We start from the raw sequence: 22,909 nt of genomic DNA, 5'->3' as shown, positions 1-22,909 counted from the left end.
GTGCAGAAGTTTGGTGCGGGGTGAAACGCGCTGGCCCCGTGGTGCAATGGCTGGCGTAGCCTTGGTCGGGACTACTTCGGCGGGGCGTTTACTGCGCGGTCAGAAGTCCGCTCAACGCTTCTTCGAGGGACGCCGAGGAAACTTCCCGCAGTGACAATGCCAGGGTGCCGTCCCGCAGTTCCGGGGTGAGGACGTGCACCGAGTCCGGGGCCGTGTAGACGGTCAGCGTCCGCACGTCACCGCGATCGGTCTGGAAGACGGCCATGTTGCTGGCTGCCTGTGTTTGTGCCAGCAACCCTGCCTCGCCCGCGGCCTCGAACTCCGCCTCGGTGTAAGCCTTGGGTGCAGACTCCTCGGCTGCGGCGCCGTTGGGATCGGCGAAGGCGGCGAGCCGTTGTGCGGACTGATCCGGGGAAACCACTGTAAAGCCGTGGAGGCCGCTCTCATCGATCTCCTCGAGGAGGGCGCCGTCGTCGTGGATGTAGATGAACAGCCAGCGCTTGCCGGTGGACACCGTCCGCTCCAGGGAAGCCACCTGCCGGCTGGTGCGGCGCAGGGCCAGGGTGCCGGTGATCTCCTCGGTGGCGTGCAGACGCGAAGGCTCGGTCTCGCCTTCGAAGATGACGGGGTAGGCCCATTCCTTGGCCAGCAGGCCTCGCAGGGCCACGCCGCACAACACGTCACGGTCCGCAGTCTGGGCCGAGAGCCAAGGAGTGGGGACGGCCTGTTCGCGTTGGACGCCGTCCAGGGCCGTAATTTCTTCGTCAGTCAGCGTGGGCAGGGCTGTACCTTCCGGGGATGCAAGGCCGAGCACGCCGGCTGCGCATTCCACGTCCCGTTCGGTCCACTGGACTGTGTTTGTGCTCATCAGAAGATCCCTCCCAGGAATTTGCCGACCGACTTGGCCGCACTGCCTATGCCATCCACCACTTTACTGCCGGCGTTTTTGGCCATGTTGCCAACATCCTTGAGACCCTCGCCCAGGTATTTGCCCGGATCCTTGGCGAAGTTGGTGATGCTGCCCCAGTTGTCGGCAACCAGGTTGCCCAGGGCCCAGGCGCCGGCCACGATGCCGGCCCCGATGACAATCGGCGCGCCGATCGGGCCCAACATGGCGGCACCCCCAGCGGTCATCAGCATGATGCTGCCCACTCCGCCCACCACGGACAGCCCCCCTGCCACGCGGTCGCCGTCACCCCGCCAGCCGCCGTGGGGAGGTGAGATCATGTCGTGGATGCCGCCGGCGATATTCAGCGGGGCGGCCAGGCCGCCCGCGAGCCGCATGCCCTTGGAGAATTTGGACGCTTCCTCAAAGGCCGCGCTGTACGGAATGCCCGCCTTGAGATCGTTCAGGACATTGCCGGCCTTGCCACCTGCGCGGAGTTCATCCAGGCCGCCCTTGAGCCACTTCCCGGCGTCGTCCCAATTGGTGAGGACCTCCCTGGTCTTGCCCCACTCATCCAGCCCCAGTCGGTGGTATTTCCAGGCCTGCCAGAGAGGTGAGCCGAGTCCCTTGGCTCCCATGCCGGTGTCGAAGACGTCCTTTAGGACGGGCAGGGCGGCACCCCCGCCGCCGGTCGCGCCGCCACCCAGGCCCGCAGCGGAGCTGGCAGTCTCCTGCTCCTGGGCGTTCTTTCGCAGCAGGTCCGAAACGGTCTGGAGGGAGCAGGCCGTTGAGGCCATGGTGGGCCGGTGGCTGGAATTCCAGGTCTGCCGGAAACGGTCGGCATCCGGGCCCCGCCAGCCGCGGATTGAATTGACGGCACCCGAGATCAACTGGGCCTCCTGCAGCAACGCATGGGAGGCCTTGTCCATGGTCTTGGCGAAATCGCGGAGGTCCGCAACATCCGCACCAATGAATCCGTCCATGTGGGTCCTTACCTTGTTCCGGGTTGCCCGCAGTGGTGCGGCGTGAACATCGTAGGCAGGGCCCGTTGCGCCACGCCATGGGCAGAACTGCCCACGGCCGGTGAACGCAAAAAGGCGGCGCCCCACCGGGATGCCCACCGACCCAATGGCCGGTGGTCCCACGGGGCGCCGCCGTCGTGCTTGAGGACTAGTGGCCTTCAGCCCCGAATCGCTTGATGGAGGCTTCCAGCTCCGCCTCGGCGGCGGCGCGGTCTGCCCAACCGTCGGCCTTGACCCACTTGCCCGGCTCAAGGTCCTTGTAGGTGGTGAAGAAGTGCTCGATCTCCTTGATCAGGAAAGGATCCAGGTCAGAGGCCTCCTGGATGTGGTCGAAGCGCTTGTCGGCGGGCACGCACACCAGCTTCGCGTCTCCGCCGGACTCGTCCTCCATGTTGAAGATGGCGATGGGGCGTGCATCCAGCACGATTCCCGGGAAGAGGTCGACGTCGGGGTACCAGACCAGGGCGTCCAGGGGGTCGCCGTCCTCGCCCAGGGTGTTGTCAAAGAAGCCGTAGTGCGTGGGGTACTGCATGGAGGTGAACAGCACGCGGTCCAGGCGGACACGGCCCGTCTCGTGGTCAACCTCGTACTTGACGCGTGAGCCGCGCGGGATTTCTATGGTGACGTCATGCTTCATGGGGTGCTCCTCATCAGGTGGACGGCGCGGCTTGGCGCGGCCGATCGCGTAAAATTTCCTCTAGTATGAGGATATAGGCCGATTTTGCTCCACAGAAACTGACTGCTGCGTGCACCGGCCCCACCCACCCCGCGTCATCCGGCCGGGACCCGACCTGCCTGCGCGCTCTGACTGCCGGGCCGCACAGCCCCGAAGGAACACACCAGCACCATGGGACGCACGTCTAAAGTTGTGACGGGCGGATTGCTGGTGCTTGCCCTGGCCGCCGTCACCGTTCCTGCCGGGCTGAACCTGTACCCGGCCCTGCTGCCCCGCGATGCGGCCACCGCCGCCGTAGTCCCCGCAGCCCAGCTGGCCCCCACCACCCTCCAGGGCATTTCCGGCGTCTCCGCGCTTTCCGCGGCTGCGCCGCTGCCGGACCCTGCCGCGCTGACCGCCGGGCTTGACGCGGCGCTGGCGTTCGACGGCGGCACATTCAGCGCCTATGTGGCGGACGCCGCCACCGGGAAGGTCCTCTATTCCAAGGACGGGGACGCCGCCCGGACGCCGGCGTCGAACCTGAAGCTGCTGACGGCGACGGCGGCACTGAAGTCCCTGGGCGCCAACACGCGCATGGACACGTCAGTGGTCCAGGGATCCGTGCCGGGGACCCTGGTGCTCAAGGCCGGCGGCGACTCCATGCTGGCCGCGGGGGAGAGCGATCCCCAGGCCGCCATGGGGCACGCGGGCCTGGCCACCCTGGCCCAAAAGACTGCCGCGGCCCTGGCCGCCGCCGGAACCACCGGCCCCGTCAAGCTGGCCATTGACGACTCCCTGTTTACCGGCCCGGCCCTGAACCCCGGCTGGGACATGGGAGACGTCGACGCCGGCGAAATCGCCCCGATCTACCCCATGGCCCTGTATGGCGGGCGCACCAGCCCCGGCAGCACCTCCGGCCCGCGCCCCCAGGACTCCGCCGTTGCCGTGGCCGAGGCATTTGCCGCAGCCCTGGAGAAGGCGGGGGTTCCCACCACGGGGACCATCACCCGGACCACCGCCGGCACCGGAACCGTCCTGGCCAAGGTGGAATCGGCCACCGTGGCGCAGCAGGTGCAGTACTTGCTGGCCGAATCAGACAACTACGTGGCCGAGGTCATGGCGCGCCTGGTGGCGGTGAAGCAGGGGCAGGAAGCGTCCAACACTGGCGCCGTCACGGCTGTCCGAGCCGTGCTCGCCAGCCTGGGCCTGCCGCTGGACGGCGTCTCCACGGTGGACAACTGCGGGCTGGCCGTGGGCGACCTGATCAGCGCCCACCAGCTGGTGCAGGTGGTTTCCTTCCTGGTGGCCCATGCCGGCACTGACGAGGGCCAGGCCCTGGGTGGGCTGCCCATCGCCGGGCTGACGGGCACCCTCGGCGCACGCTTCACCGGTCCCGTCACGGCAGCCGCGGCCGGCCTGGTGCGGGCCAAAACCGGCACCCTCCACACCGTGTCCACGCTGAGCGGATACGTGGTCAACTCAGAGGGCCGCCTGCTGGTCTTCTCCATCATGGGCAACAAACTGGCGGGCGGGCCGGCGTCGGCCATGCCGTCCATCGACACCGCCGCGGCCATCATCGCCAAGAGCTAAGTCCCATGCAGGGAAGTGTGATCTGATGGGAAACATGAGCCAGCCCAGCAGCCCAGCAGCCCCATCCGCCTCCATGATCAACTGGGAGCTGGCTGCCACGACGGCGGGCAGCCTCGCCCCGGCAGGCCCCGCCATGAACGGCGCCGAAATCGCCAAGGCCGTTGAGAACCTGCACCTCATGGCCGACAAGTCGGTGCCCTACGTCCACGACATCAGCCGCCTGGAGGCCGCTCGCGACCTGCGCGATTCCGAGGTGCTGGTGGTGGACAGGGCCTCCTGGGCCAAGGCCAACACCCAGAGCTTTTCCGTCATGATGGATCCCATCATGACGGCGCTCGCAGCCAAGCAGGCCGCGTCCCGGAACGGCACGTCCGCCGGCGCCCTGGCCGTCAGTTCCACCGTGACCGGGGCCCAGCTGGGCGCCGCACTGGCATTCCTCTCCAGCAAGGTCCTGGGCCAGTACGACCCCTTCGCCGCACTGGCCCCGGCACCCGGCCAGAGCGCGAACGCCCCGGCCCCCGGCGGGCGGCTGCTGCTGGTGGCGCCCAACATTCTCACGGTGGAGCGGGAACTCAAGGTGGACCCGGCCGACTTCCGCCTGTGGGTGTGCCTGCACGAACAAACCCACCGGGTGCAGTTTGCCGCGGCCCCGTGGTTGCGGCACCACATGCTGGGCGAAATTGAAAAGCTCGGTGAATTGCTGGTGGGGGACACTGAAAACCTGGGGGAGCGGCTGTTGCAGGCGGTGAAGGCCATGGGCGGGCGGAAGTCGTCGCCGAGTGGCGGCGACGCGATGCCAAGCCGGGGAGGCATCCTTGACCTGCTGCAGGATCCGACCCAGAAGGCCGCGCTGTCCCACGTCACCGCCGTCATGAGCCTGCTGGAGGGCCACGCCAACGTGGTCATGGACGGCGTGGACCAGGCCATCGTGCCCACCGTGCGGACCATCCGGCAGCGCTTCAACAACCGTGGGAAGGAGCGCGGCCTGATTGAAAAATTCATCCGCAACCTCATGGGCCTGGATGCAAAAATGCGGCAATACAGCGACGGCGCCAAATTTGTGCGCGACGTGGTGGCCCTGGTGAGCATGGACGGCTTCAACACGGTGTGGGTGCAGGCGGAAAACCTGCCCACCGAACCGGAAATCCACAGTGCACGCCTTTGGGTTGAGCGGATGGGACTCTAAATGCCGGAGGCCGGCATCCGCCCCCGCGGCCGCCTTGACCCGACGGTGGGCAAGGCCCGGAAACTGGTGGCCGGGCTCCTGGGCCTAACCACCACGGGCAGGCGCCATCCTGTGGACAACCCGCCGCTGGTGCTGGTGGGGTGCAGCGGTGGCCCGGATTCGCTGGCACTTGCAGCCGTTACGGCGTTCTTTGCCACCCGCGGCGAAATCCGGGCGGGCGCCATTGTGGTGGACCACCAAATGCAGCCAGGCAGCGCGGAGGTTGCCCAACGGACGGCGGCCCAGTTGCGCAGACTGGGCCTGGATCCCGTGCAGCTGCGGACTGTTGACTTGCACGACGGCGGCGACGGCCCGGAAGCTGCCGCCCGGGCAGCCCGCTTTGCCGCGCTGGACGCGGCCGCCCGTGAGCTGGGGGCGGAGACCGTGCTGTTGGGCCATACCCTGGACGACCAGGCGGAATCCGTACTGTTGGGACTGGCCCGCGGCTCCGGCACACGGTCCCTGGCCGGCATGCGCGAACGCCGCGGCGTTTACTGCCGGCCGTTCCTAGCCCTGCGCCGGGATGAGACATTGGCCATATGCGAGGCCCTGGGCCTGGAGCCGTGGCATGACCCCGCCAACCTCGACGACGCCTACCTGCGCGTGCGCGTGCGGCACCACGTACTGCCGTTCCTCGCGGCGGAGCTGGGCCCGGGAATCGTTGAATCACTGGCGCGCTCGGCAGCCATCCTGGGTCCGGATGCCGACTACCTGGATGAGCTGGCCGGCGCCGAATATGCCCGCATTGCCGAGGCTTCAACCCCAGCCGGCAGCGCTGAACCGGCGGAAATCAGGCTCGGTGAAAATGACTTGGCGGCCCTGGCCCCGGCCCTGCGGATGAGGGTCCTGGCGCTGGCCGCCGTCGCGCTTGGAGGCGTCCAGCCCAGCCAGGAACGGCTGCTGGCGGCGGCGGCCCTGCTGGATCGGAAAGGCTCCGCCGGGCCTGTGCAAATGGCGGGAAAAGTCAGCGCGTACCGAATTTCCCGCAGCCAGGCAGTTCCACACGAGGGCGCCGCCTATGGGAAGCTTGTCCTGAGACGCAGTGCAGGCGTGCCCTAGACTCGCCCGAATACACTGCCCAGCAGCAACACACATGTCACAAAATCCTTCACAAACAGGAGCAATTGGTGGATTCACAAGACGTCCAAGCCGATCTCAAGCACGTTCTCTACACCAAGGAACAAATCCAAACGCGTGTAGCCGAGCTGGCCGCGGAAATCGATGCAGATTACGCCGGCCGCGACGTCCTGCTGGTCGGTGTCCTCAAAGGCGCGGTGATGGTTATGGCCGACCTCTCCCGCGCACTCCACAGCCACATCACCATGGACTGGATGGCAGTGTCCTCCTACGGCTCCGGCACGCAGTCCTCCGGCGTGGTGCGGATCCTCAAGGACCTGGAAACGGACCTCATGGGCAAGCACGTGCTCATTGTTGAGGACATCATCGACTCCGGGCTGACCCTGTCCTGGCTCAAGGCCAACCTCATCTCCCGCGGCCCCGCCTCGGTGGAGATCTGCACGCTCCTGCGCAAGCCGGACGCCGCCAAGGTGGAGATTGACGTCAAGTACGTCGGCTACGAGATCCCGAGCGAGTTTGTGGTCGGCTACGGCCTGGACTTTGCCGAGAAGTACCGCAACCTGGACTTCATCGGCACGCTGGCACCGCACATTTACGAATAGCATCCGCACCGGCTGCGCCGGTTCCCGCTTTGCCCGCCCGTTCCAACGGGGGGCGGAAAGCGGGAACGGGCGCATTTTTGGCAATGCGCCGCAATTCGTTATGCCCTCAGGGAACTATTGCCGCTTCCCGTACGTGTTGGACTGTGAACGGTGTAAAGCTAGTATCGCGTGCAAGCGGCTGTGCCGCCGGTCGTTTTTTCACATTGGTTGAGCGGGAGGGACGGGGCCTGGCCCCGAACACATGAAAGTCAAGAAACTCTTCAAGGGTCCATTCATCTGGATCATTGTGGTGGTCATCCTCATTGGCGCAGGCCTGGCCACGCTGGCCGGCGGAGGCCAGACGAAGATCAACACCTCCGACGGCCTGGCCCTGCTGAAGAACGACCAGGTGGTTTCGGCGAAGATCTTTGGCTCCGAGGGCCGGGTGGACATGATCCTCAAGGACGACTACACCACCCCGGACGGCACCAAGGCCGGCAAAACCGTGCAGTTCTACTACGGCGGCTACCGCGCCACCACGGTGGCGGCCGTGATCGACGGCGCGAACCTGAAAAACTTTGACGACCAGCCGGCATCCAACAACTTCTGGTCCAGCATGCTGTCACTGCTGATCCCGTTCGTGCTGATCGGCCTCATCTTCTGGTTCCTGTTCTCCCGCATGCAGGGCGGCGGCTCCAAGGTCATGCAGTTTGGCAAGTCCAAGGCCAAGCTCATCACCAAGGACCACCCCCAGGTCACCTTCAATGACGTGGCCGGTGCCGACGAGGCCGTGGAGGAACTCCACGAAATCAAGGAATTCCTGCAGGATCCGGGCAAGTTTGCCGCCGTCGGCGCCAAAATCCCCAAGGGCGTGCTGCTGTACGGCCCTCCCGGGACGGGCAAGACCCTGCTGGCCCGCGCGGTTGCCGGCGAGGCGGGCGTGCCGTTCTACTCAATCTCCGGTTCGGACTTTGTGGAAATGTTCGTCGGCGTCGGCGCCTCCCGCGTCCGCGACCTTTTCGAACAGGCCAAGACCAACTCCCCGGCCATCATCTTTGTGGACGAGATCGACGCCGTGGGCCGCCACCGCGGTGCCGGCATCGGCGGCGGCAACGACGAACGCGAGCAGACCCTCAACCAGCTGCTCGTGGAAATGGACGGCTTTGACGTCAAGACCAACGTGATCCTGATCGCCGCCACCAACCGCCCCGACGTGCTGGACCCGGCATTGCTGCGCCCGGGCCGCTTTGACCGCCAGATTCCCGTGGAAGCTCCGGACCGACTGGGCCGCGAGCAAATCCTCAAGGTCCACTCCAAGGGCAAGCCCATGGCACCCGGCGTCGACTTGAACGCCGTGGCAAAAAAGACGCCAGGTTACACCGGCGCCGACCTGGCCAATGTGCTCAATGAGGCCGCCCTCCTCACGGCCCGCTCCAACGCCCAGCTCATTGACGACCGTGCCCTGGATGAATCCATTGACCGCGTCATGGCCGGGCCGCAAAAGCGCACCCGCGTCATGAAGGAACTGGAACGCAAGATCACCGCCTACCATGAGGGCGGCCACGCCCTGGTGGCGGCGGCCATGCACAACACGGCGCCCGTCACCAAGATCACCATCCTGCCGCGCGGCCGTGCCCTGGGCTACACCATGGTGGTGCCGGAGGATGACAAGTACTCGATCACCCGCAACGAGCTGCTGGACAACATGGCCTACGCCATGGGCGGGCGTGTGGCGGAGGAAATCGTGTTCCACGACCCCTCCACCGGTGCCTCCAACGACATCGAAAAGGCCACCGGCACGGCCCGCGCCATGGTCACCCAGTACGGCATGAGCGAACGCATTGGCGCCGTCAAGCTCGGCGCCGGCGCGGGTGAGCCCTTCCTGGGCGCCGGCGGCGGCAGCGAGCGGGACTACTCCGAATCGGTGGCTGCCATCGTGGACGAGGAGGTGCGCAAGCTCATCGACCAGGCGCACGACGACGCCTACGAGGCGCTCATCATGAACCGCGACGTCCTGGACCGGCTGGCCCTGGAACTGCTGGAGCGCGAGACCCTGAACCAGGCTGAGATTGCGGAGATCTTCGCCGATCTGCGCAGGCCGGCCCAGCGCAAGGTTTGGCTGTCCAAGGAGTCCCGGCCGGTCTCCGAACTGCCCCCCGTGGTCACCGAAAAGGAACGCCGCGAGGCCCTGGCTGCCGGTGAACCGTCCCCCGATTCCGTGGCGCCGCAGGACCAGCTGGCCAACGCCCACATGCAGGGCGAAGTGGATGCGCCGGGGCATGTGCCCGGCCGCGATCTGGGCAAGCCCGACGGCGAACAACTCCCGGGCCGGCCGCAATAGCGGATAGGATCACACCCGTGACCAATTTCGACGAACCCCACTTCACTGCGCCCGCCGCCCAGGCTTCCCCCCCGGACGGCCACGGCGGGCACATGGACCTGCCACGCATCGAGGCGGCAGTCCGTGAAATCCTGCTGGCCGTGGGGGAGGACCCTGACCGCAGCGGGCTGATGGACACGCCCAAGCGGGTGGCCAAGGCCTATGCCGAGGTTTTTGCCGGGCTCCACCAGGATCCGGGCGAAGTTTTGGGCACCACCTTTGACATCTCCCACGAGGAAATGGTGCTGGTGAAGGACATCCCGTTCTACTCCACCTGTGAGCACCACCTGGTGCCCTTCCACGGCAGCGCCCACGTGGGCTACATCCCGTCCTCCGACGGCCGCGTCACGGGGCTGAGCAAGCTGGCGCGGCTGGTGGACATTTACGCCAAGCGGCCCCAGGTCCAGGAACGCCTCACCAGCCAGATCGCCGATTCCCTCGTGGCGCACCTGAAGCCGCGCGGGGCCATCGTTGTCATTGAATGCGAACACATGTGCATGTCCATGCGGGGCGTGCGCAAGCCAGGGGCCAAAACCGTCACCAGCGCGGTGCGCGGCCTGCTTCACGAGCCCGCAACGCGGGCCGAGGCCATGAGCCTGATTCTCGGAAGGTAACACCACAATGGATTCCCTCGCAGCCGCACCGGGCACCGGTCCGGCCACCTCCCCGCTGCCCGTGCTGCGGGCACGCACCGCCATGGCAAGCTTTGCCGCCCTGCCCACCGACCGCACGCTGGTGATGGGGATCCTCAACTGCACCCCCGACTCCTTCAGCGACGGCGGCGAATACGACTCCATTGACACCGCCATAGCCCACGGCCTGCGGATGTTCTATGGCGGCGCGGACATCATTGACGTGGGCGGGGAGTCCACCCGGCCCGGCGCCCTGGATGTGGATGAGGAGGAGGAGCAGCGGCGGATCATGCCCGTCATTGCCACGCTTGCCAAGGCCGGCGCCCTGGTCAGCGTTGACACCCGCCACGCCTCCACCGCGGCGCTGGCGCTCGACGCCGGTGCCGGGCTCATCAACGACGTATCCGGCACCAATGTCAACCCTGACATGATCGCCCTGATCGCCGAACGCCAGGTTCCCTACGTGCTGATGCACAGCCGCGGCGATTCACGCCACATGGATTCGCTGACCACCTACACGGATGTGGTGGACGACGTGGTGCGTGAGCTGGGCGAAGTCCGCGAACGGTTCTATGCAGCAGGCGTGAAGCCGGAAATGCTGATTGTGGACCCGGGCATCGGCTTCTCCAAGAACGCCGAGCAAAACTGGGAACTGCTCGCCAACCTCCACCGGGTGGCGGAAATGGGCAACAAGGTTCTGGTGGGCACCTCCCGCAAGCGCTTTTTGGGCTCGCTGCTGACCACGGCAGGCAAGGCCGCGGCCCCCAAGGAGCGCGACGACGCCACCTCGGCCACCACCGCCCTTGCCGCCGCACAGGGGGTCTGGGGCGTCCGCGTGCACGACGTCGGTGCGAGCCTTGACGCTGCCAAGGTCGCCGCCCGCCTGCTGGTGGGAGGGCGCAACCGTGAGGCGCGCCTGGCCGGGCAGGCCGGGGCCGCCCTGTGAGCCGGCCCGACACCATCACCCTGACGGGCATCACGGCCATTGGCTACCACGGCGTGTTTGACCACGAAAAACGCGACGGCCAGCCGTTCATTGTTGACGCCGTGCTGCACGCGGACCTGGCCGAGGCGGCCGCCACTGACGACCTCGCCCACACCGCCCACTACGGCGAGGTGGCCGAGGCCATTGCCGCGCTGATCCGCGGGGACGCCTTCGACCTGATTGAAACCCTGGCCGTGCGCATTGCCGAACGCATCCTGGCGGACTTCCCCCCGGTCTCCGCCGTCGAGGTGACCGTGCACAAGCCCAAGGCACCCATCCAGGTGCCGTTTGGCGACGTGAGCATCAACGTTTTCCGGAGCAGGGCATGAGCGGGCCAGGCTCCTGGACGCGGGCCATCCTGGCCTTGGGCAGCAACCTCGGGGAACGGCGCGGAACCCTCTCGGCCGCCGTCGCCGACCTGGTGGACCGCCCCGAAGTGCGCCTGGTGGATGTCTCGCCGGTGGTTTCCACCAAGCCCGTGGGCGGACCCGAGGGCCAGCCCGACTTTTTGAACATGGTCATTGCGGTGGACACCACGCTGGCCCCGCTGGAACTGTTGGCCCACTGCCAGGGCGTGGAACTGGCGCACCACCGCGAACGCAAGGTCCGCTGGGGTGCGCGCACCCTGGACGTGGACATCATCACGTACGGCGAGCTGGTCAGCGACGACCCTGCCTTGACGCTGCCGCATCCCCGGGCTGCCGGGCGGGCCTTTGTGCTCTACCCGTGGTCCCTCATGGACCCCGGCGCCGTCCTCTCCGGCCAGCCCGTGGCCGCCCTGGCCGCGGCCGCGGCGGACATGGCCGGCATTGAACATGCCGAGCTGGAACCACCGGGCCTTGGCACGGCGCTGCCCTAAGGAAAAAACTGTACGGTTGAATCATGACAAGCAACGCAAACGGGTGAGGCAATCATGAAGGGCACAATGCGGACCATCCGGCCTGCATGGCTGGTGGTGGTGACAATCGTCCTGGCGGCGGTTGGGTGGGTGGCAACGGAGCTGACGCAGCGGGCCAGCCTTGCCCTGCCCGTGCTGCCACTGAGCTCCCTGGCCACGATGGGACTCATCGTGGCCGTATGCCTGATCCTCGGCTTCAAGGTCCGGCGCTGGCGCGACGGAAACCGCAACAAGCACCTGGACCCGTTGCTGGCGGCCCGCACACTGGTCCTGGCCCAGGCCTGTGCCTACGCCGGCGCCGTGCTGCTGGGCTGGCATGCGGGCATTCTGCTGGACCAGCTGCCCACCATTTCCCTGCGCCCCGACCTCGCGGTCATCTGGCACATTGTGGTCATGATGGGGGGAGGCGCGGCCATGGTGGCCGCGGGCCTGGTCGTGGAACGTTTTTGCAAGCTGCCGCCGGAGGACACCGACGCGGCGCCGAAGCCGCGGGAGAAACGTGAAGGACGCGGGGAGGAAGAGTTTGCCTAGCCTCGAACACGGGAACCGGCACCAGGGAAGCGCCATTGACCCCGCGGATGTCACCTTCCTGCGCGTCTCCAGCAAGCTCATCACGGCCCGGCTCATCCAGCGCGGGCTGGGCGGGCTGGCGATTCTTGCCGTCTCGGCGCTTCCCCTTGTCTTCCTCAGCTCCGGCGTGTGGCCGGGCTTTCCTGCCTGGCTGGCCTGGGCTCTGCCATCCGCCGCACTGCTTGTTGTTGTGTGGGTGCTGGCCCTGGTGCCCCGGCAGGTGCACGCCATTGGCTACGCTGAACGCAATGAGGACCTGCTGATCCGCCACGGCATCATGTTCCACCGGATCATGGTGGTGCCCTACGGACGCATGCAGTACGTTGACGTCACCATGGGGCCGCTGGAGCGCCTGCTGGGCCTGAGCACCATCCACCTCCACACGGCCTCCCCCGGCACCAACGCCCTGCTGTTCGGGCTCCCCGCCGCGGAGGCCGCCCGCCTGCGCGAACAGCTGTCCGCGCGCGGTGAGGCGAAACTGGCCGGGCTGTGAACGCCCAGCCCCCTGTCGGCCTGGACGGCCGGCCGGGCCGGGAGGGCTTCCGCACCGACGGGCCCGAAGACTGGCACCGCGTCCATCCCGTCTCGCCGCTGGTGCGCGGCTGGGTGGCCGTGGCGGCCGTGCTGTTCATTTTTGGCCGCAACTCCCTGGACACGCTTTTTTCCGGCGGGCCCCGCGGGCAGGGCGGGCAAGGCCTTGCCGCCGGCGCCCCCGTGGGCGCCGTGCTCGCCGTAGTGGGTGCCGCCGTGGTGGTTTTCGGCCTTGGCTTCTTCCTTTCCTGGCGTTTTACCCGCTACCAGGTGACCGACCGCGACGTCCACATCAACTCCGGCGTCATCTTCCGCCAGCAGCGCCGCGCCCGCATCGACCGGGTGCAGGCCATCGACGTGGTCCAGCCCCTGGTGGCGCGTGCCTTCGGCCTTGCGGAGCTGAAGTTTGACGTGGCCGACGGCGGCAAGTCGGCGTTCAAGCTGTCCTTCCTCAAGCTGGCCGAGGCCAAACGGCTGCGCGCGGCCATCCTGGCCCGGGCAGCCGGCGTCGCCATCGACCCTGACGCCCCGCAGGATGTCACCGAGGCGCCCGAACGGGCGGTGCTGTCGCTGTCCCCGGGGCGCATCATCGGCTCCGTGGTGTTTGGCAGCCTGACCATTGTGGTCATTGCCGCGCTGGCGGCCGCCGTCGTGCTGGCCGTCTGGAGCCGGGAAATCGGCGTGCTGATCGGCTTCGTTCCCATCTTCATCGGCTTCGGCGCCTCCTACTGGAAGGCCATCACCGGCGACTTCAACTTCCGTGTGGCACTCTCGCCCGACGGCGTGCGGCTGCACTACGGGATGCTGGAAACCCGTGCCCAGACCATCCCCCCGGGCCGGGTGCAGGCAGTCGGCATCAGCCAGGGCCCCCTCTGGCGGCCGTTTGGCTGGTACCGGGTGCACGTCAACGTGGCCGGCTACGGCGACGACCGCTCTGACCACGGCAACCGTACGGTGCTGCTGCCTGCAGGGACGCTCGATGAAGTCATGGCCGTGCTGGCCCTGGTGTTCCCCGACCCCGGCGTGGACAACCCCTTTGACGTGTTCACGGCCGGGCTCAAGGGGCCGTTTGAGGGTCACGGCTTCATCCACAGCCCCCGCCCGGCCCGCTGGATTGACCCGCTTGCCTGGCGCCGCAACGCCTACTGCGCCACCCGGACCGCCCTGCTGTGCCGGCACGGCTTCTTTTTCCGCCGCCTCCAGGTGGTCCCGCACGAGCGCACCCAGTCACTGAGCCTGCGCCAGGGCCCCCTCATGGCAGCTCTTGGCCTAGTCGACTTTGAACTTCATTCCACCGCCGGCCCCATCCGCCCGGTGGTCCGCCACATGGCAGCCGACGCCGGGCGCCGCCTCTTCGACGAACAAGCCCTCCGTGCCGCCACCGCCCGGCGCATCCACCGCTCCGAGCATTGGCTGGCGCCGGCGATGGACCCCTTCATCCCACCAGCCCCGCAGGAGAACAACCATGGCCATTAAGCCCGGACGCCTAGGCGTGGGAATCATCGGCGCCGGCAAGGTGGGGGCGGTGCTGGGTGCGGCGCTGCGCGCTGCCGGGCACGCCGTGGTCGGGGTGGCGGCAGTGTCCGAGGCATCCCGGGACCGGGCCGAACTGCTGCTGCCCGGCGTCCCCGTCCTGGAGATCCCGGACATTGTGGAACGCTCGGAGCTGGTGCTGCTGGCCGTGCCCGACGACGCCCTGCCGGGGCTGGTTTCCGGCCTCGCCGCCACAGGGGCGTGGCAGGTGGGCCAGCTCGTGGCGCACACGTCAGGGCGCTACGGCACGGGCGTGCTGGCCCCCGTCAAGGCTGCAGGCGGCATCCCGTTGGCCCTGCACCCGGCCATGACGTTCACCGGCATGAGCCTGGACCTGACGCGCCTGCTGGACTGCACCTTCGGCGTCACGGCCGATGCGCCCATGCTGCCCATCGCCCAGGCCCTTGTGGTGGAAATGGGCGCTGAGCCCGTGGTCATTGCCGAGGCCGACCGCGTCCTGTACCACGCCGCACTGGCGCACTCGGCGAACCACCTCGTGACGCTGGTGGCCCAGGCCGCGCAAATCCTGGGCGAGATCGGCGTCGAGGCGCCCAACCAGGTCCTGGGCCCGCTGCTGCGCGCCGCGCTGGAAAACGCCCTTGCGTCGGGGGAGCAGGCGCTCACCGGGCCCGTGGCGCGGGGGGACTCCGGCACCGTCGCCGCCCACACGCAGGCGCTGCGCGAACACGCCCTGGACACCTCCGCCACGGACATTGTGGACGCGTACCTGGCGCTGTCCTCCGCTACGGCGGTCCGGGCCGTGCGCCGCGGACTGCTGTCCGCCGAGGCCTACCTGGGCGTGCAGGCCGCCCTGGGCATGGACGACGGCGGCGCGCCCGACGCGCAGCACCCGCAGGAACCAACCACCGAAGAAAGCGATTGACATGAGCACCACCCTGGTCACCACCGTTGCCGAACTGAAGGCCGCCAGTGCTTCCCTGCTGGCCGCCAAGACGTCCACCCACCCCGGCACGCTGGGCCTGGTGCCCACCATGGGCGCCCTCCATGAGGGCCACGGCGCACTGGCGCGGGCCGCCGTGGCCGAAAACGCGGTGGTGGTGGCCAGCGTTTTCGTCAACCCGCTGCAATTTGGCGACCCCTTGGACCTGGACCGCTACCCGCGCACCACGGAGGCCGACCTGGCACTGCTGGACGCTGCAGGCGTGGACATCATGTTTGCCCCTTCCGTGGAGGAAATGTACCCCACCGGCGAGCCGGCCGTGCGCATCACCGCCGGGAAGCTGGGAAGCCTTTACGAGGGGGCCTCGCGGCCCGGACATTTTGACGGCGCCCTGACAGTGGTGGCCAAGCTGCTGCACCTGGCGCACCCCGGCACAGGCCTTTCAGCGCGCGACGGCGGCACACGGCAGCCGTACCGAGCCTACTTCGGCCAAAAGGATGCCCAACAGCTGGCACTGGTGCGCCGCATGGTGGCCGACCTGGACTTCCCCGTGGACATTGTTCCCGTGCCCATCGTGCGCGATCCAGACGGCCTGGCCCTCTCCAGCCGCAACCGCTTCCTTTCGGGGAGGGAGCGGGAGGACGCCCTGGTGCTCTCCCGCGCACTGCGCCTGCTCAGACGGCGTGCCGACGCCCACGAACCCCTGGACATCCCGTCGGCGGAGGAACTTGTCCACATGATTCCCGGCGTGGAACTGGACTACCTGGAAGTGGTGGACCCGGAAACTTTGGCGGTGCGGGCCGAAAACTGCCAGGACACGCCCTTCACGGGACGGGCCCTCGCCCTGATCGCCGCCCAGGTGGGGCCGGTGCGCCTCATCGACAACGTCACGCTGGGGTAGCGGGCGCGGCGGAACTCCGCGCTGCACGGGATTTGGGGGCTGGTGCCCGCACCGCGCCGCCAGCCCCCAATTGCGCTCCGCGCTGCGGCGGCCCACCTCGGCGTTATTCCGTGATGGCCGCTTCCACTTCCGTTGCGGAGGGGTAGGCGGTCTGCGTGCCCTTCCGGGTGGCGGCCAGCGCGGCGGCGACCGAGGCGTAGCGCGCTGCATCCGCCAGGGCGTCGCCAGCCGCGAGGCGGGCCGCCACCGCGCCGGTGAAGGCATCTCCGGCACCCGTCGTGTCCACGGCGTCAACCTTCGTGGGGGCAATGCGCACCACGGGCTCGGCCGTGTTGTCCGCATCCAGCACCACCGAGCCGGCGGAGCCCAGCGTCACCAGGACCTTGGTGAGGCCCCGACCGGCAAAGGCGCCGGCGGCGGCCAGCCACTCGGGGAGGGGTGCGTCGGCGGACGGCATGTCCAGCCCGCCCAGGAACGCCGAGGCCTCGTGGGCGTTGACCAGCAGCACGTCGGTGAGGTGTGCCAGCGCATCCCCGACCGGGGCGTAAGGCGAGAGGTTCAACAGAACCGTTGCTCCGGCGTCGTGCCCGGCCTGGGCGGCGGCAAGGACTGTCTCCAGGGGGACTTCCAGGCACAGGCACACCACGCCGGCGCCGTCGAACAGGGCCGGGTCCATCGCCCCGGGGCCGAGCGTGCCGTTGGCCCCGGCGGAGATGATGATGCTGTTCTCGCCGCTGTCCTCCACGGAAATGACCGCCACGCCGGTGGGTTCGGGCACCCGCCGCACGTGGCTGACGTCGACTCCGGTACCGGCCGTGGACGCCACCAGCATGTCGCCGTTGGGGTCCGAACCCACGGCGCCGACCAGCGTGACGCGGCCGCCCAGGCGGGCCGCCGCCACGGCCTGGTTGGCGCTTTTGCCGCCGGGATTGACGGCAAAGCCGGTGCCGTGCAAGGTCTCGCCGGGCAGGGGCAGGCGTTCGCAATAGATGGTCAGGTCCGCGTTGAGCGAGCCCGCCACCACAATGCGTGCGCCCGGTTCCGCGGCGCTCATGGGGCAACCTCCGCGTCAACGGGCTGGGGCACCAGCAGCGACGCGGCCAGGGCGGCGACGGTGATGGCGAGGGAAACCACCACGACGGTCAGGTAGGAGCCCTGCCCGCCCAGGGGAGCCGTGGCCACCAGGATGGCGGGGAGCACCAGGAAGCTGAGGCCGGCGCCGAGGTTGAACGCGCCCGCGTTCATGCCGGGCAGGAAGCCGGGGTTTCCTTCGGGGGAGAGCACCACGCCAAGGCCGTTGAGCATGATGTTCACGGTACCGGCGTACATGATGCCCAGCAACACCGTGCCCGCAATCATGGCAGGCAGGCTGTGCAGCCCCAGGAAGCCGATGACGGCCAGTGCCGCCACGCTGCCAAGCAGCCCGATCCGCAGCATCTTCGTATAGCCCAGCACGGGTGCCAGGCGGCCGGTGATGGGTCCAAAGACCCAGCCCAGCAGCGCATAGGGGGTCAGGATCAGCAGGCTCATCTCGGTGGCGCCAATGTGGAAGCCGGGGTCTGCCGCCTGGACGTAGGCGGGCACAATGCCGTTGATGACGGCAAAGATGCCCGTCATGGTCAGCGTGGTGGTCAGCAGCGGCGCCCAGGTGGAGCGCTGGCGCAGGTGCACGATCTCCACCATGGGCTGCCGGGACCGCTGCTCCACGGCCCAGAACGCCATGAAGGCGGCAACTGCCACCACGGCCAGGCCCAGGGAGGCCACCAGCGGGCCCGCGGTGACTCCGCCCACCAGCTTGGTGGCCTCATTCAGGGCGGTCAGCAGCGCGCCCACGGCAACAACGATGAAGAGCACGCCCAGCCAGTCCATCCGGGTGCCCTCGCCGGGCTTGCTCTCCCCGGCCAGCAGGAACAGCAACAGCGTGGCGACGGCGGCGATGGCCACCATGAGCCAGAAGATGCTGCGGAAGCCAAAGTGTTCGGCGAAGTATCCGCCCACAAAAGAGTCAATGCCGGCGATGCCGCCGTTCACGGCAGTGATCAGGCCCATCAGGGCGCCGTACCGCTTGGGTTCCTTAACCGCGGAGCGCAGCATGATCAGGCACAGCGGCACCGTGGGGCCTGACACGCCCTGGATGATCCGGCCCACGAACAGCCAGGTGATGTCCGGGGCCATGGCCGAGACGACGGAGCCGATCCCCATCAGGGCCATCATGGCGATGAGCACCTTCTTGCGTCCGACGATGTCGCTGAGGCGGGGCAGGAACAGGGAGAAAACGGCGGCGGCCGTGAAGAACCAGGTCTGGGACAGGCCGATGGCCGCCTGGTTGGTGTGCAGTTCCTCGCCCATGGTGACCAGGGCGGGGCTGAGCATCGATGCGTTGAGCTGGAAGGCAATGCAGGCGGTCAGCAGGGCCACCATGAGTGCCGTGACATTGCCGGAACCCTTCCGCGCCCCGGCCAGGGCCTGGGTGGCGCTCATGCGTCCACCTCGCCAATGCGCACCAGGGCGTCGGTGACTAGGTTCCAGAATTTTTCGTGGTCAAGGTCCACGGCCACGGAAGTCTTGCAGTCCGCGGGGGTAGGGGCGCGGAAGTCGGCCACTGTCATGCCCAGCGTCAGCGTGCCTGTGAGCTCAATGTCCACGGGCACCTTGCGGGTGGTCATGACGGTGGGGTCGATGACGTAGGCCACGGCGCAGGGGTCGTGGACGGGCGGGTAGTCGAAGCCCTGGGCGTCCTTGTACGTCTTGGTGAAGAATTCCATCAGCTCCATGACGAACTTGGCCGGCTTGGTGCCCACGGCCTCGATCCTGGCCACCACGTCCGGGGTGGCCAGCGCCTGGTGGGTGAGGTCCAGGCCCACCATGACCACGGGCCAGCCGGCGTTGAACACAATGTGCGCCGCCTCCGGATCGATCTTGATGTTGAACTCGGCCACGGCGCTCCAGTTGCCCACGTGGTAGCCGCCGCCCATGAGGACAACCTCCTTCACGCGCTCCACAATCCGCGGCTCCTTGCGGGCGGCCATGGCAATGTTGGTCAACCCGGCCGTGGGCACCAGGGTCACGGTGCCTGGCTCATGGGCCATGACCGTTTCAATAATGAGGTCGACGGCGTGGCGCGGGTCCAGCTCGATCGTGGACTCGGGCTGGTCCGGGCCGTCCATGCCGCTGTCGCCGTGGATGTCCGGGGCGTTCTCGATGGTGCGCACCAGGGGGCGGTCGCAGCCGGCAGCGAACGGGACGCCGGTGATGCCGGCGATGGTGCCAACGGACAGGGCGTTGCGGGTGACCTTTTCCAGCGTCTGGTTGCCCACCACGGTGGTTACGGCCAGCAGCTCAATGTTCGGGTTGCCGTGGGCCAGCAGCAGGGCCACGGCGTCGTCATGGCCGGGATCGCAGTCCAGGATGATCTTGCGGGCAGGGGCGCCGGCGGGCTGAGGGGGCAGCGTCGTGCTCAATTTTTCTCCACGTCTTTGGGGCGGGCGGCCTGGGTGTGCGCCAGGGGCGTTCCCCGGCTGTCCCGGGGTTCCGAAAATCCAGTGTGACACCCTGCGGGGATTTACGTCAAACGCTTAACGTGATTTTCGTCAAGCGCTTGACGCGATGGGGGCGCCGCTGTGGCTTCCAGGGCCGGTACCATCGATGCATGCACCCCGCCTCAATGCCGCCGTCCGACGGCGCGCGCCCGCCCCGCATCACGGCGGCCATGGTGGCCGCCCGGGCGGGGGTTTCCACGGCCACGGTTTCCCTGGTCACCAGCGGCAAGACGGCAGGGCGTGTCTCCACCGACAACATTGCCAAGGTGGAGCAGGCGGTCAGCGAGCTTGGCTACGTTGTGGACGGTTTGGGCAGCTCACTGGCGCGGGGGCGAAGCAACATTGTGATCCTGGTGGCGCCCGATGTCTCAAACCCGTTTTTCGCCAGGGTGATCGACGGCGTCCGCTCCGAGATCGGCGCCGCCTTCCAGCTGCTGCTTTCCGTGACGGAGGCCGGCCAAATGCCAACGCCGGCCGAGGTGCGGACCCTCCTGTCCCTGCGGCCGGCCGGACTGCTGGTGGACGCCCCGAGCGCCGAATTCCTGGCGGCCCTGCCGGCCGCCGGGCCCATGGTGCTGCTGGACACTGCGGGGGTGGAGAGCGCCGCCCCGTCGGTCAACTTTGACGTTGCCGCCGGCGCCGTCCTGCTGGCTGACCACCTGGCCGGGCTGGGCCACACCACGGTGGCCTACCTGGACAGCACCACGGGCACTGAAACATTCCGCGTGCGCAGGGAGGCCTTTTGCCGGCATGCCCGCACCCTCGGAATGGAGGTCGCGGCGCAGGCAGGCACCACCATCGACGTCTCCGCGGCCGCGCAGGCCTTCGCGGGGGCGTGGCCGCAGTGGCAGCGCCAGGGCGTGACTGCCGTGGTGTGCTGCACCGACACGCACGCCTACGGGGTGCTGCAGGAGGCCCGGGTGGCCAGGCTGGACGTGCCGGGGCAGCTGGCCGTCACGGGGTTTGACGACCTGCCATATTCTGAAACGTCGAGCCCGGGCCTGACCACCGTCCGGCTCCCCGCAGCGGAGCTGGGCCGTGCGGCCGGGCGGCAGTTGCTGCGCCTGCTGGCAGGGGAGGAGCTGGACGGGCCCGGTGCTGCCGGCCGCTCGCTGACCCTGGACAGCGAGCTGGTGGTGCGCGGCTCCACCGCGAGTTCAGCTGCCCCGGGCCCGTAGCCGGCGCCGGGACACTTCCAGCCGGCTGTCGCCCTCCACGGAGGGTTCATTCAGATTCACCAACTAAACTATTGACTTGTGAGCGCAGAAAAAACCGTGACCCTCGAGCCCAGTGACGTTTCCGAGCAAATGCATGTCCGTTTGGAAAAGCGAGCCAAATTGCTGGAGCGGGGTGAAGAGGCATACCCCGTTGGGGTGGCACGGACCCACACGCTGGAGGAAATCCGGGAGAAATACCCCGAATTGGAGGCTGACTCCACCACGGGTGACATTGCCGGGGTGAGTGGCCGCGTGGTCTTTGTCCGCAACACCGGCAAATTGTGCTTTGCCACCCTGCAATCCGGTGCCGGCACCCGCCTGCAGGTCATGCTGTCGCTGGCCAATGTCGGGGAAGCCGCGCTGGCGGACTGGAAGGCGCTGGTAGACCTGGGCGACCATGTGTTTGTCAAGGGTGAGATCATCAGCTCCCGCCGCGGCGAGCTGTCCATCATGGCCGATTCCTGGCAGATGGCCTCCAAGGCCCTGCGCCCGCTGCCGGTGCTGCACGCAGAACTTTCCGAGGAAATGCGGGTGCGCCAGCGCTACGTGGACCTGATTGTCCGCGACACCGCCCGTGAGCAGGTGCGCAAGCGCTCCGCCATTGTCAAGGCTCTCCGGGACACCCTTCACGGCGAAGGCTACATTGAACTGGAGACCCCCATTCTCCAGCTGGTCCACGGCGGTGCCGCGGCCCGCCCGTTCAGCACGCACCTGAACGCCTTTGACCAGCCCATGACCCTGCGCATTGCCATTGAGCTGTACCTCAAGCGCGCCGTGGTGGGCGGCCTGGACAAGGTGTTTGAACTGGGGCGCATTTTCCGCAATGAGGGTGTTGATTCCACCCACAGCCCGGAATTCACCATGCTGGAACTATATGAGGCCTACGGCGACCAGTTCACCATGGCAAAGGTCATGCAACGGATGATCCTGGCCGCTGCCGACGCCGTCGGATCCCGCACCATCGAGACCGCCCGCGGGCCCATCAGCCTGGACGGTGAATGGCCCTGGCTGCCTGTTTACAAGGGGTTGTCAGATGCTGTCGGCGAGGAAATTACCCCCGCAACGACGGCGGCCCAATTGCGCACCGTTGCTGCCGCCCGCGAGATCAAAATTGACCCGGCCTGGGATGCGGAAAAGCTGGTCATTGAATTGTTCGGGGAAATCGTGGAACCCACGCTGATATCCCCCACCTTTGTTTGCGATTACCCGCCGTCGGCGCAGCCCCTGGCCCGCCCCCACCGGGACAAGCCGAATCTCATTGAAGCCTGGGATTTGATCATTGACGGCAAGGAAACCGGCACGGCCTTCTCGGAATTGATTGACCCGGTCATCCAGCGTGAACGCCTGACTGCCCAGTCACTCGCGGCAGCCGCGGGCGATCCCGAGGCCATGGCCCTTGATGAAGACTTCCTGCGCGCCCTGGAATATGGCGCCCCGCCCATGGGCGGCATTGGCCTGGGCGTTGACCGGCTGGTCATGCTCTTTACCGGCGTGGGAATTCGCGAGGCAATCCTCTTTCCATTGATGAAACCAGAGTAGAAGCGGCACCGTTATGGACTATGTTGCAGTTATTGTCCCCTCATTAGGCGTGGGAGTTCTTTTTTACTTCGCCATGAAGGCCATTTTTAATGCCGACCGTTCAGAGCGTGACGCCCTGGCGCAGGCCGAGCGTGAGGCCGAAGGCAGTGAAGAACGTCCCCTGTAATAAGCTTTAGGCGTTTCTCCTTTGACGGGGGCTCATTTACCGACCATAATTTGGTGTGAAGCAAAATGCTCCGATTATATG

Annotated in this window: 23 protein-coding genes; 17 read left to right on the top strand and 6 right to left on the bottom strand. The window is 67.5% G+C overall.

Annotated features, from left to right (window positions below; genetic code table 11):
• Positions 1-88: 88 nt before the first annotated feature.
• The 3 genes from G6N77_RS02700 to G6N77_RS02690 all read right to left on the bottom strand — a co-directional run bounded on the left by G6N77_RS02700 (position 89) and on the right by G6N77_RS02690 (position 2,545).
• The gene (locus tag G6N77_RS02700) at positions 89-868 is read right to left on the bottom strand and encodes a hypothetical protein (protein ID WP_165180444.1); all 780 of its coding nucleotides are present in this window, start codon (positions 866-868) and stop codon (positions 89-91) included.
• The gene (locus G6N77_RS02695; RefSeq protein WP_165180443.1) at positions 868-1,869 is read right to left on the bottom strand and encodes a WXG100 family type VII secretion target; all 1,002 of its coding nucleotides are present in this window, start codon (positions 1,867-1,869) and stop codon (positions 868-870) included. Before G6N77_RS02695 ends, G6N77_RS02700 begins: the two co-directional genes overlap by 1 nt.
• A gap of 187 nt (positions 1,870-2,056) precedes the next feature.
• Positions 2,057-2,545, bottom strand: coding sequence for an inorganic diphosphatase (locus tag G6N77_RS02690; protein ID WP_165180442.1), 489 nt, complete (start codon positions 2,543-2,545; stop codon positions 2,057-2,059).
• 210 nt (positions 2,546-2,755) lie between these two features.
• On the opposite strand from G6N77_RS02690, the gene dacB reads away from it, so the two are divergent.
• The 14 genes from dacB to panC all read left to right on the top strand — a co-directional run bounded on the left by dacB (position 2,756) and on the right by panC (position 16,367).
• Complete coding sequence (dacB, locus tag G6N77_RS02685) at positions 2,756-4,153, top strand: D-alanyl-D-alanine carboxypeptidase/D-alanyl-D-alanine endopeptidase (RefSeq protein ID WP_165180441.1); 1,398 nt, start codon at positions 2,756-2,758, stop codon at positions 4,151-4,153.
• A gap of 25 nt (positions 4,154-4,178) precedes the next feature.
• Positions 4,179-5,339, top strand: coding sequence for a zinc-dependent metalloprotease (locus tag G6N77_RS02680; protein WP_165180440.1), 1,161 nt, complete (start codon positions 4,179-4,181; stop codon positions 5,337-5,339).
• Positions 5,340-6,437: a tRNA lysidine(34) synthetase TilS gene (gene tilS, locus G6N77_RS02675; protein WP_165180439.1), complete on the top strand. Its 1,098-nt coding sequence runs from the start codon at positions 5,340-5,342 to the stop codon at positions 6,435-6,437.
• 68 nt (positions 6,438-6,505) lie between these two features.
• Positions 6,506-7,057, top strand: a complete 552-nt coding sequence (gene hpt, locus G6N77_RS02670; RefSeq protein ID WP_165180438.1) for a hypoxanthine phosphoribosyltransferase — start codon at positions 6,506-6,508, stop codon at positions 7,055-7,057.
• A 241-nt stretch (positions 7,058-7,298) separates the two neighbouring features.
• Complete coding sequence (gene ftsH / locus G6N77_RS02665) at positions 7,299-9,377, top strand: ATP-dependent zinc metalloprotease FtsH (RefSeq protein ID WP_165180437.1); 2,079 nt, start codon at positions 7,299-7,301, stop codon at positions 9,375-9,377.
• 17 nt (positions 9,378-9,394) lie between these two features.
• Positions 9,395-10,030 carry a GTP cyclohydrolase I FolE gene (gene folE, locus G6N77_RS02660; RefSeq protein WP_165180436.1) on the top strand — a complete coding sequence of 212 codons (636 nt, stop codon included), beginning with the start codon at positions 9,395-9,397 and terminating at the stop codon, positions 10,028-10,030.
• Positions 10,031-10,037: 7 nt separating this feature from the next.
• Positions 10,038-10,994, top strand: coding sequence for a dihydropteroate synthase (gene folP / locus G6N77_RS02655; RefSeq protein ID WP_165180435.1), 957 nt, complete (start codon positions 10,038-10,040; stop codon positions 10,992-10,994).
• The gene (gene folB, locus G6N77_RS02650; protein WP_165180434.1) at positions 10,991-11,362 is read left to right on the top strand and encodes a dihydroneopterin aldolase; all 372 of its coding nucleotides are present in this window, start codon (positions 10,991-10,993) and stop codon (positions 11,360-11,362) included. The genes folP and folB overlap by 4 nt, the downstream gene beginning before the upstream one ends.
• Entirely contained in the window at positions 11,359-11,892 is a 534-nt protein-coding gene (folK, locus tag G6N77_RS02645) for a 2-amino-4-hydroxy-6-hydroxymethyldihydropteridine diphosphokinase (protein ID WP_165180433.1), read from the top strand. Before folB ends, folK begins: the two co-directional genes overlap by 4 nt.
• Positions 11,893-11,958: 66 nt before the next feature.
• Entirely contained in the window at positions 11,959-12,462 is a 504-nt protein-coding gene (locus tag G6N77_RS02640) for a DUF3180 domain-containing protein (protein ID WP_165180499.1), read from the top strand.
• A complete protein-coding gene (locus G6N77_RS02635; RefSeq protein ID WP_165180432.1) occupies positions 12,455-12,994 on the top strand; it encodes a PH domain-containing protein in 540 nt (179 codons plus the stop codon). Before G6N77_RS02640 ends, G6N77_RS02635 begins: the two co-directional genes overlap by 8 nt.
• Positions 12,991-14,508, top strand: a complete 1,518-nt coding sequence (locus G6N77_RS02630) for a PH domain-containing protein (RefSeq protein ID WP_165180431.1) — start codon at positions 12,991-12,993, stop codon at positions 14,506-14,508. Before G6N77_RS02635 ends, G6N77_RS02630 begins: the two co-directional genes overlap by 4 nt.
• Positions 14,498-15,448, top strand: coding sequence for a Rossmann-like and DUF2520 domain-containing protein (locus G6N77_RS02625; protein ID WP_165180430.1), 951 nt, complete (start codon positions 14,498-14,500; stop codon positions 15,446-15,448). Before G6N77_RS02630 ends, G6N77_RS02625 begins: the two co-directional genes overlap by 11 nt.
• 1 nt (position 15,449) lies before the next feature.
• Positions 15,450-16,367 (top strand): pantoate--beta-alanine ligase, encoded by a 918-nt coding sequence (gene panC / locus G6N77_RS02620; RefSeq protein WP_165180429.1) that lies wholly within the window; start codon positions 15,450-15,452, stop codon positions 16,365-16,367.
• 103 nt (positions 16,368-16,470) lie between these two features.
• On the opposite strand, the gene G6N77_RS02615 is transcribed toward panC, so the two are convergent.
• From G6N77_RS02615 to uriH, 3 genes are read right to left on the bottom strand one after another with little or no spacing between them, the layout of a single operon-like run.
• Complete coding sequence (locus G6N77_RS02615; RefSeq protein ID WP_165180428.1) at positions 16,471-17,421, bottom strand: ribokinase; 951 nt, start codon at positions 17,419-17,421, stop codon at positions 16,471-16,473.
• The gene (gene uriT / locus G6N77_RS02610) at positions 17,418-18,848 is read right to left on the bottom strand and encodes a uridine transporter UriT (RefSeq protein ID WP_165180427.1); all 1,431 of its coding nucleotides are present in this window, start codon (positions 18,846-18,848) and stop codon (positions 17,418-17,420) included. The genes G6N77_RS02615 and uriT overlap by 4 nt, the downstream gene beginning before the upstream one ends.
• The gene (uriH, locus tag G6N77_RS02605) at positions 18,845-19,828 is read right to left on the bottom strand and encodes a uridine-preferring nucleoside hydrolase UriH (protein WP_240901606.1); all 984 of its coding nucleotides are present in this window, start codon (positions 19,826-19,828) and stop codon (positions 18,845-18,847) included. The genes uriT and uriH overlap by 4 nt, the downstream gene beginning before the upstream one ends.
• A 188-nt stretch (positions 19,829-20,016) precedes the next feature.
• On the opposite strand from uriH, the gene G6N77_RS02600 reads away from it, so the two are divergent.
• The 3 genes from G6N77_RS02600 (at position 20,017) to G6N77_RS02590 (ending at position 22,828) form a co-directional block, all read left to right on the top strand.
• The gene (locus tag G6N77_RS02600) at positions 20,017-21,084 is read left to right on the top strand and encodes a LacI family DNA-binding transcriptional regulator (RefSeq protein ID WP_240901605.1); all 1,068 of its coding nucleotides are present in this window, start codon (positions 20,017-20,019) and stop codon (positions 21,082-21,084) included.
• Between the two features lie 129 nt (positions 21,085-21,213).
• Positions 21,214-22,662, top strand: a complete 1,449-nt coding sequence (gene lysS, locus G6N77_RS02595) for a lysine--tRNA ligase (RefSeq protein ID WP_165180496.1) — start codon at positions 21,214-21,216, stop codon at positions 22,660-22,662.
• Positions 22,663-22,675: 13 nt separating this feature from the next.
• Positions 22,676-22,828, top strand: coding sequence for a hypothetical protein (locus G6N77_RS02590; RefSeq protein ID WP_165180426.1), 153 nt, complete (start codon positions 22,676-22,678; stop codon positions 22,826-22,828).
• Positions 22,829-22,909: the final 81 nt, after the last annotated feature.

The organism is Arthrobacter silviterrae (assembly GCF_011045165.1).
GTDB classification, from domain to species: domain Bacteria; phylum Actinomycetota; class Actinomycetes; order Actinomycetales; family Micrococcaceae; genus Specibacter; species Specibacter silviterrae.
The sequence above is the reverse complement of the archived record's forward strand: the minus strand, read 5'-3'. Positions and strand labels throughout refer to the sequence as shown.

Bases quoted from the DNA above. Each gene is read 5' to 3' on its own strand.
- folP (WP_165180435.1), top strand. From the start codon at position 10,038: ATGGATTCCCTCGCAGCCGCACCGGGCACCGGTCCGGCCACCTCCCCG.
- G6N77_RS02600 (WP_240901605.1), top strand. From the start codon at position 20,017: ATGCACCCCGCCTCAATGCCGCCGTCCGACGGCGCGCGCCCGCCCCGC.
- G6N77_RS02695 (WP_165180443.1), bottom strand. From the start codon at position 1,869: ATGGACGGATTCATTGGTGCGGATGTTGCGGACCTCCGCGATTTCGCC.
- panC (WP_165180429.1), top strand. From the start codon at position 15,450: ATGAGCACCACCCTGGTCACCACCGTTGCCGAACTGAAGGCCGCCAGT.
- G6N77_RS02590 (WP_165180426.1), top strand. From the start codon at position 22,676: ATGGACTATGTTGCAGTTATTGTCCCCTCATTAGGCGTGGGAGTTCTT.
- G6N77_RS02615 (WP_165180428.1), bottom strand. From the start codon at position 17,421: ATGAGCGCCGCGGAACCGGGCGCACGCATTGTGGTGGCGGGCTCGCTC.
- G6N77_RS02690 (WP_165180442.1), bottom strand. From the start codon at position 2,545: ATGAAGCATGACGTCACCATAGAAATCCCGCGCGGCTCACGCGTCAAG.
- lysS (WP_165180496.1), top strand. From the start codon at position 21,214: ATGCATGTCCGTTTGGAAAAGCGAGCCAAATTGCTGGAGCGGGGTGAA.
- G6N77_RS02700 (WP_165180444.1), bottom strand. From the start codon at position 868: ATGAGCACAAACACAGTCCAGTGGACCGAACGGGACGTGGAATGCGCA.
- uriT (WP_165180427.1), bottom strand. From the start codon at position 18,848: ATGAGCGCCACCCAGGCCCTGGCCGGGGCGCGGAAGGGTTCCGGCAAT.
- tilS (WP_165180439.1), top strand. From the start codon at position 5,340: ATGCCGGAGGCCGGCATCCGCCCCCGCGGCCGCCTTGACCCGACGGTG.
- G6N77_RS02640 (WP_165180499.1), top strand. From the start codon at position 11,959: ATGCGGACCATCCGGCCTGCATGGCTGGTGGTGGTGACAATCGTCCTG.
- G6N77_RS02680 (WP_165180440.1), top strand. From the start codon at position 4,179: ATGGGAAACATGAGCCAGCCCAGCAGCCCAGCAGCCCCATCCGCCTCC.
- G6N77_RS02625 (WP_165180430.1), top strand. From the start codon at position 14,498: ATGGCCATTAAGCCCGGACGCCTAGGCGTGGGAATCATCGGCGCCGGC.
- ftsH (WP_165180437.1), top strand. From the start codon at position 7,299: ATGAAAGTCAAGAAACTCTTCAAGGGTCCATTCATCTGGATCATTGTG.
- dacB (WP_165180441.1), top strand. From the start codon at position 2,756: ATGGGACGCACGTCTAAAGTTGTGACGGGCGGATTGCTGGTGCTTGCC.
- folK (WP_165180433.1), top strand. From the start codon at position 11,359: ATGAGCGGGCCAGGCTCCTGGACGCGGGCCATCCTGGCCTTGGGCAGC.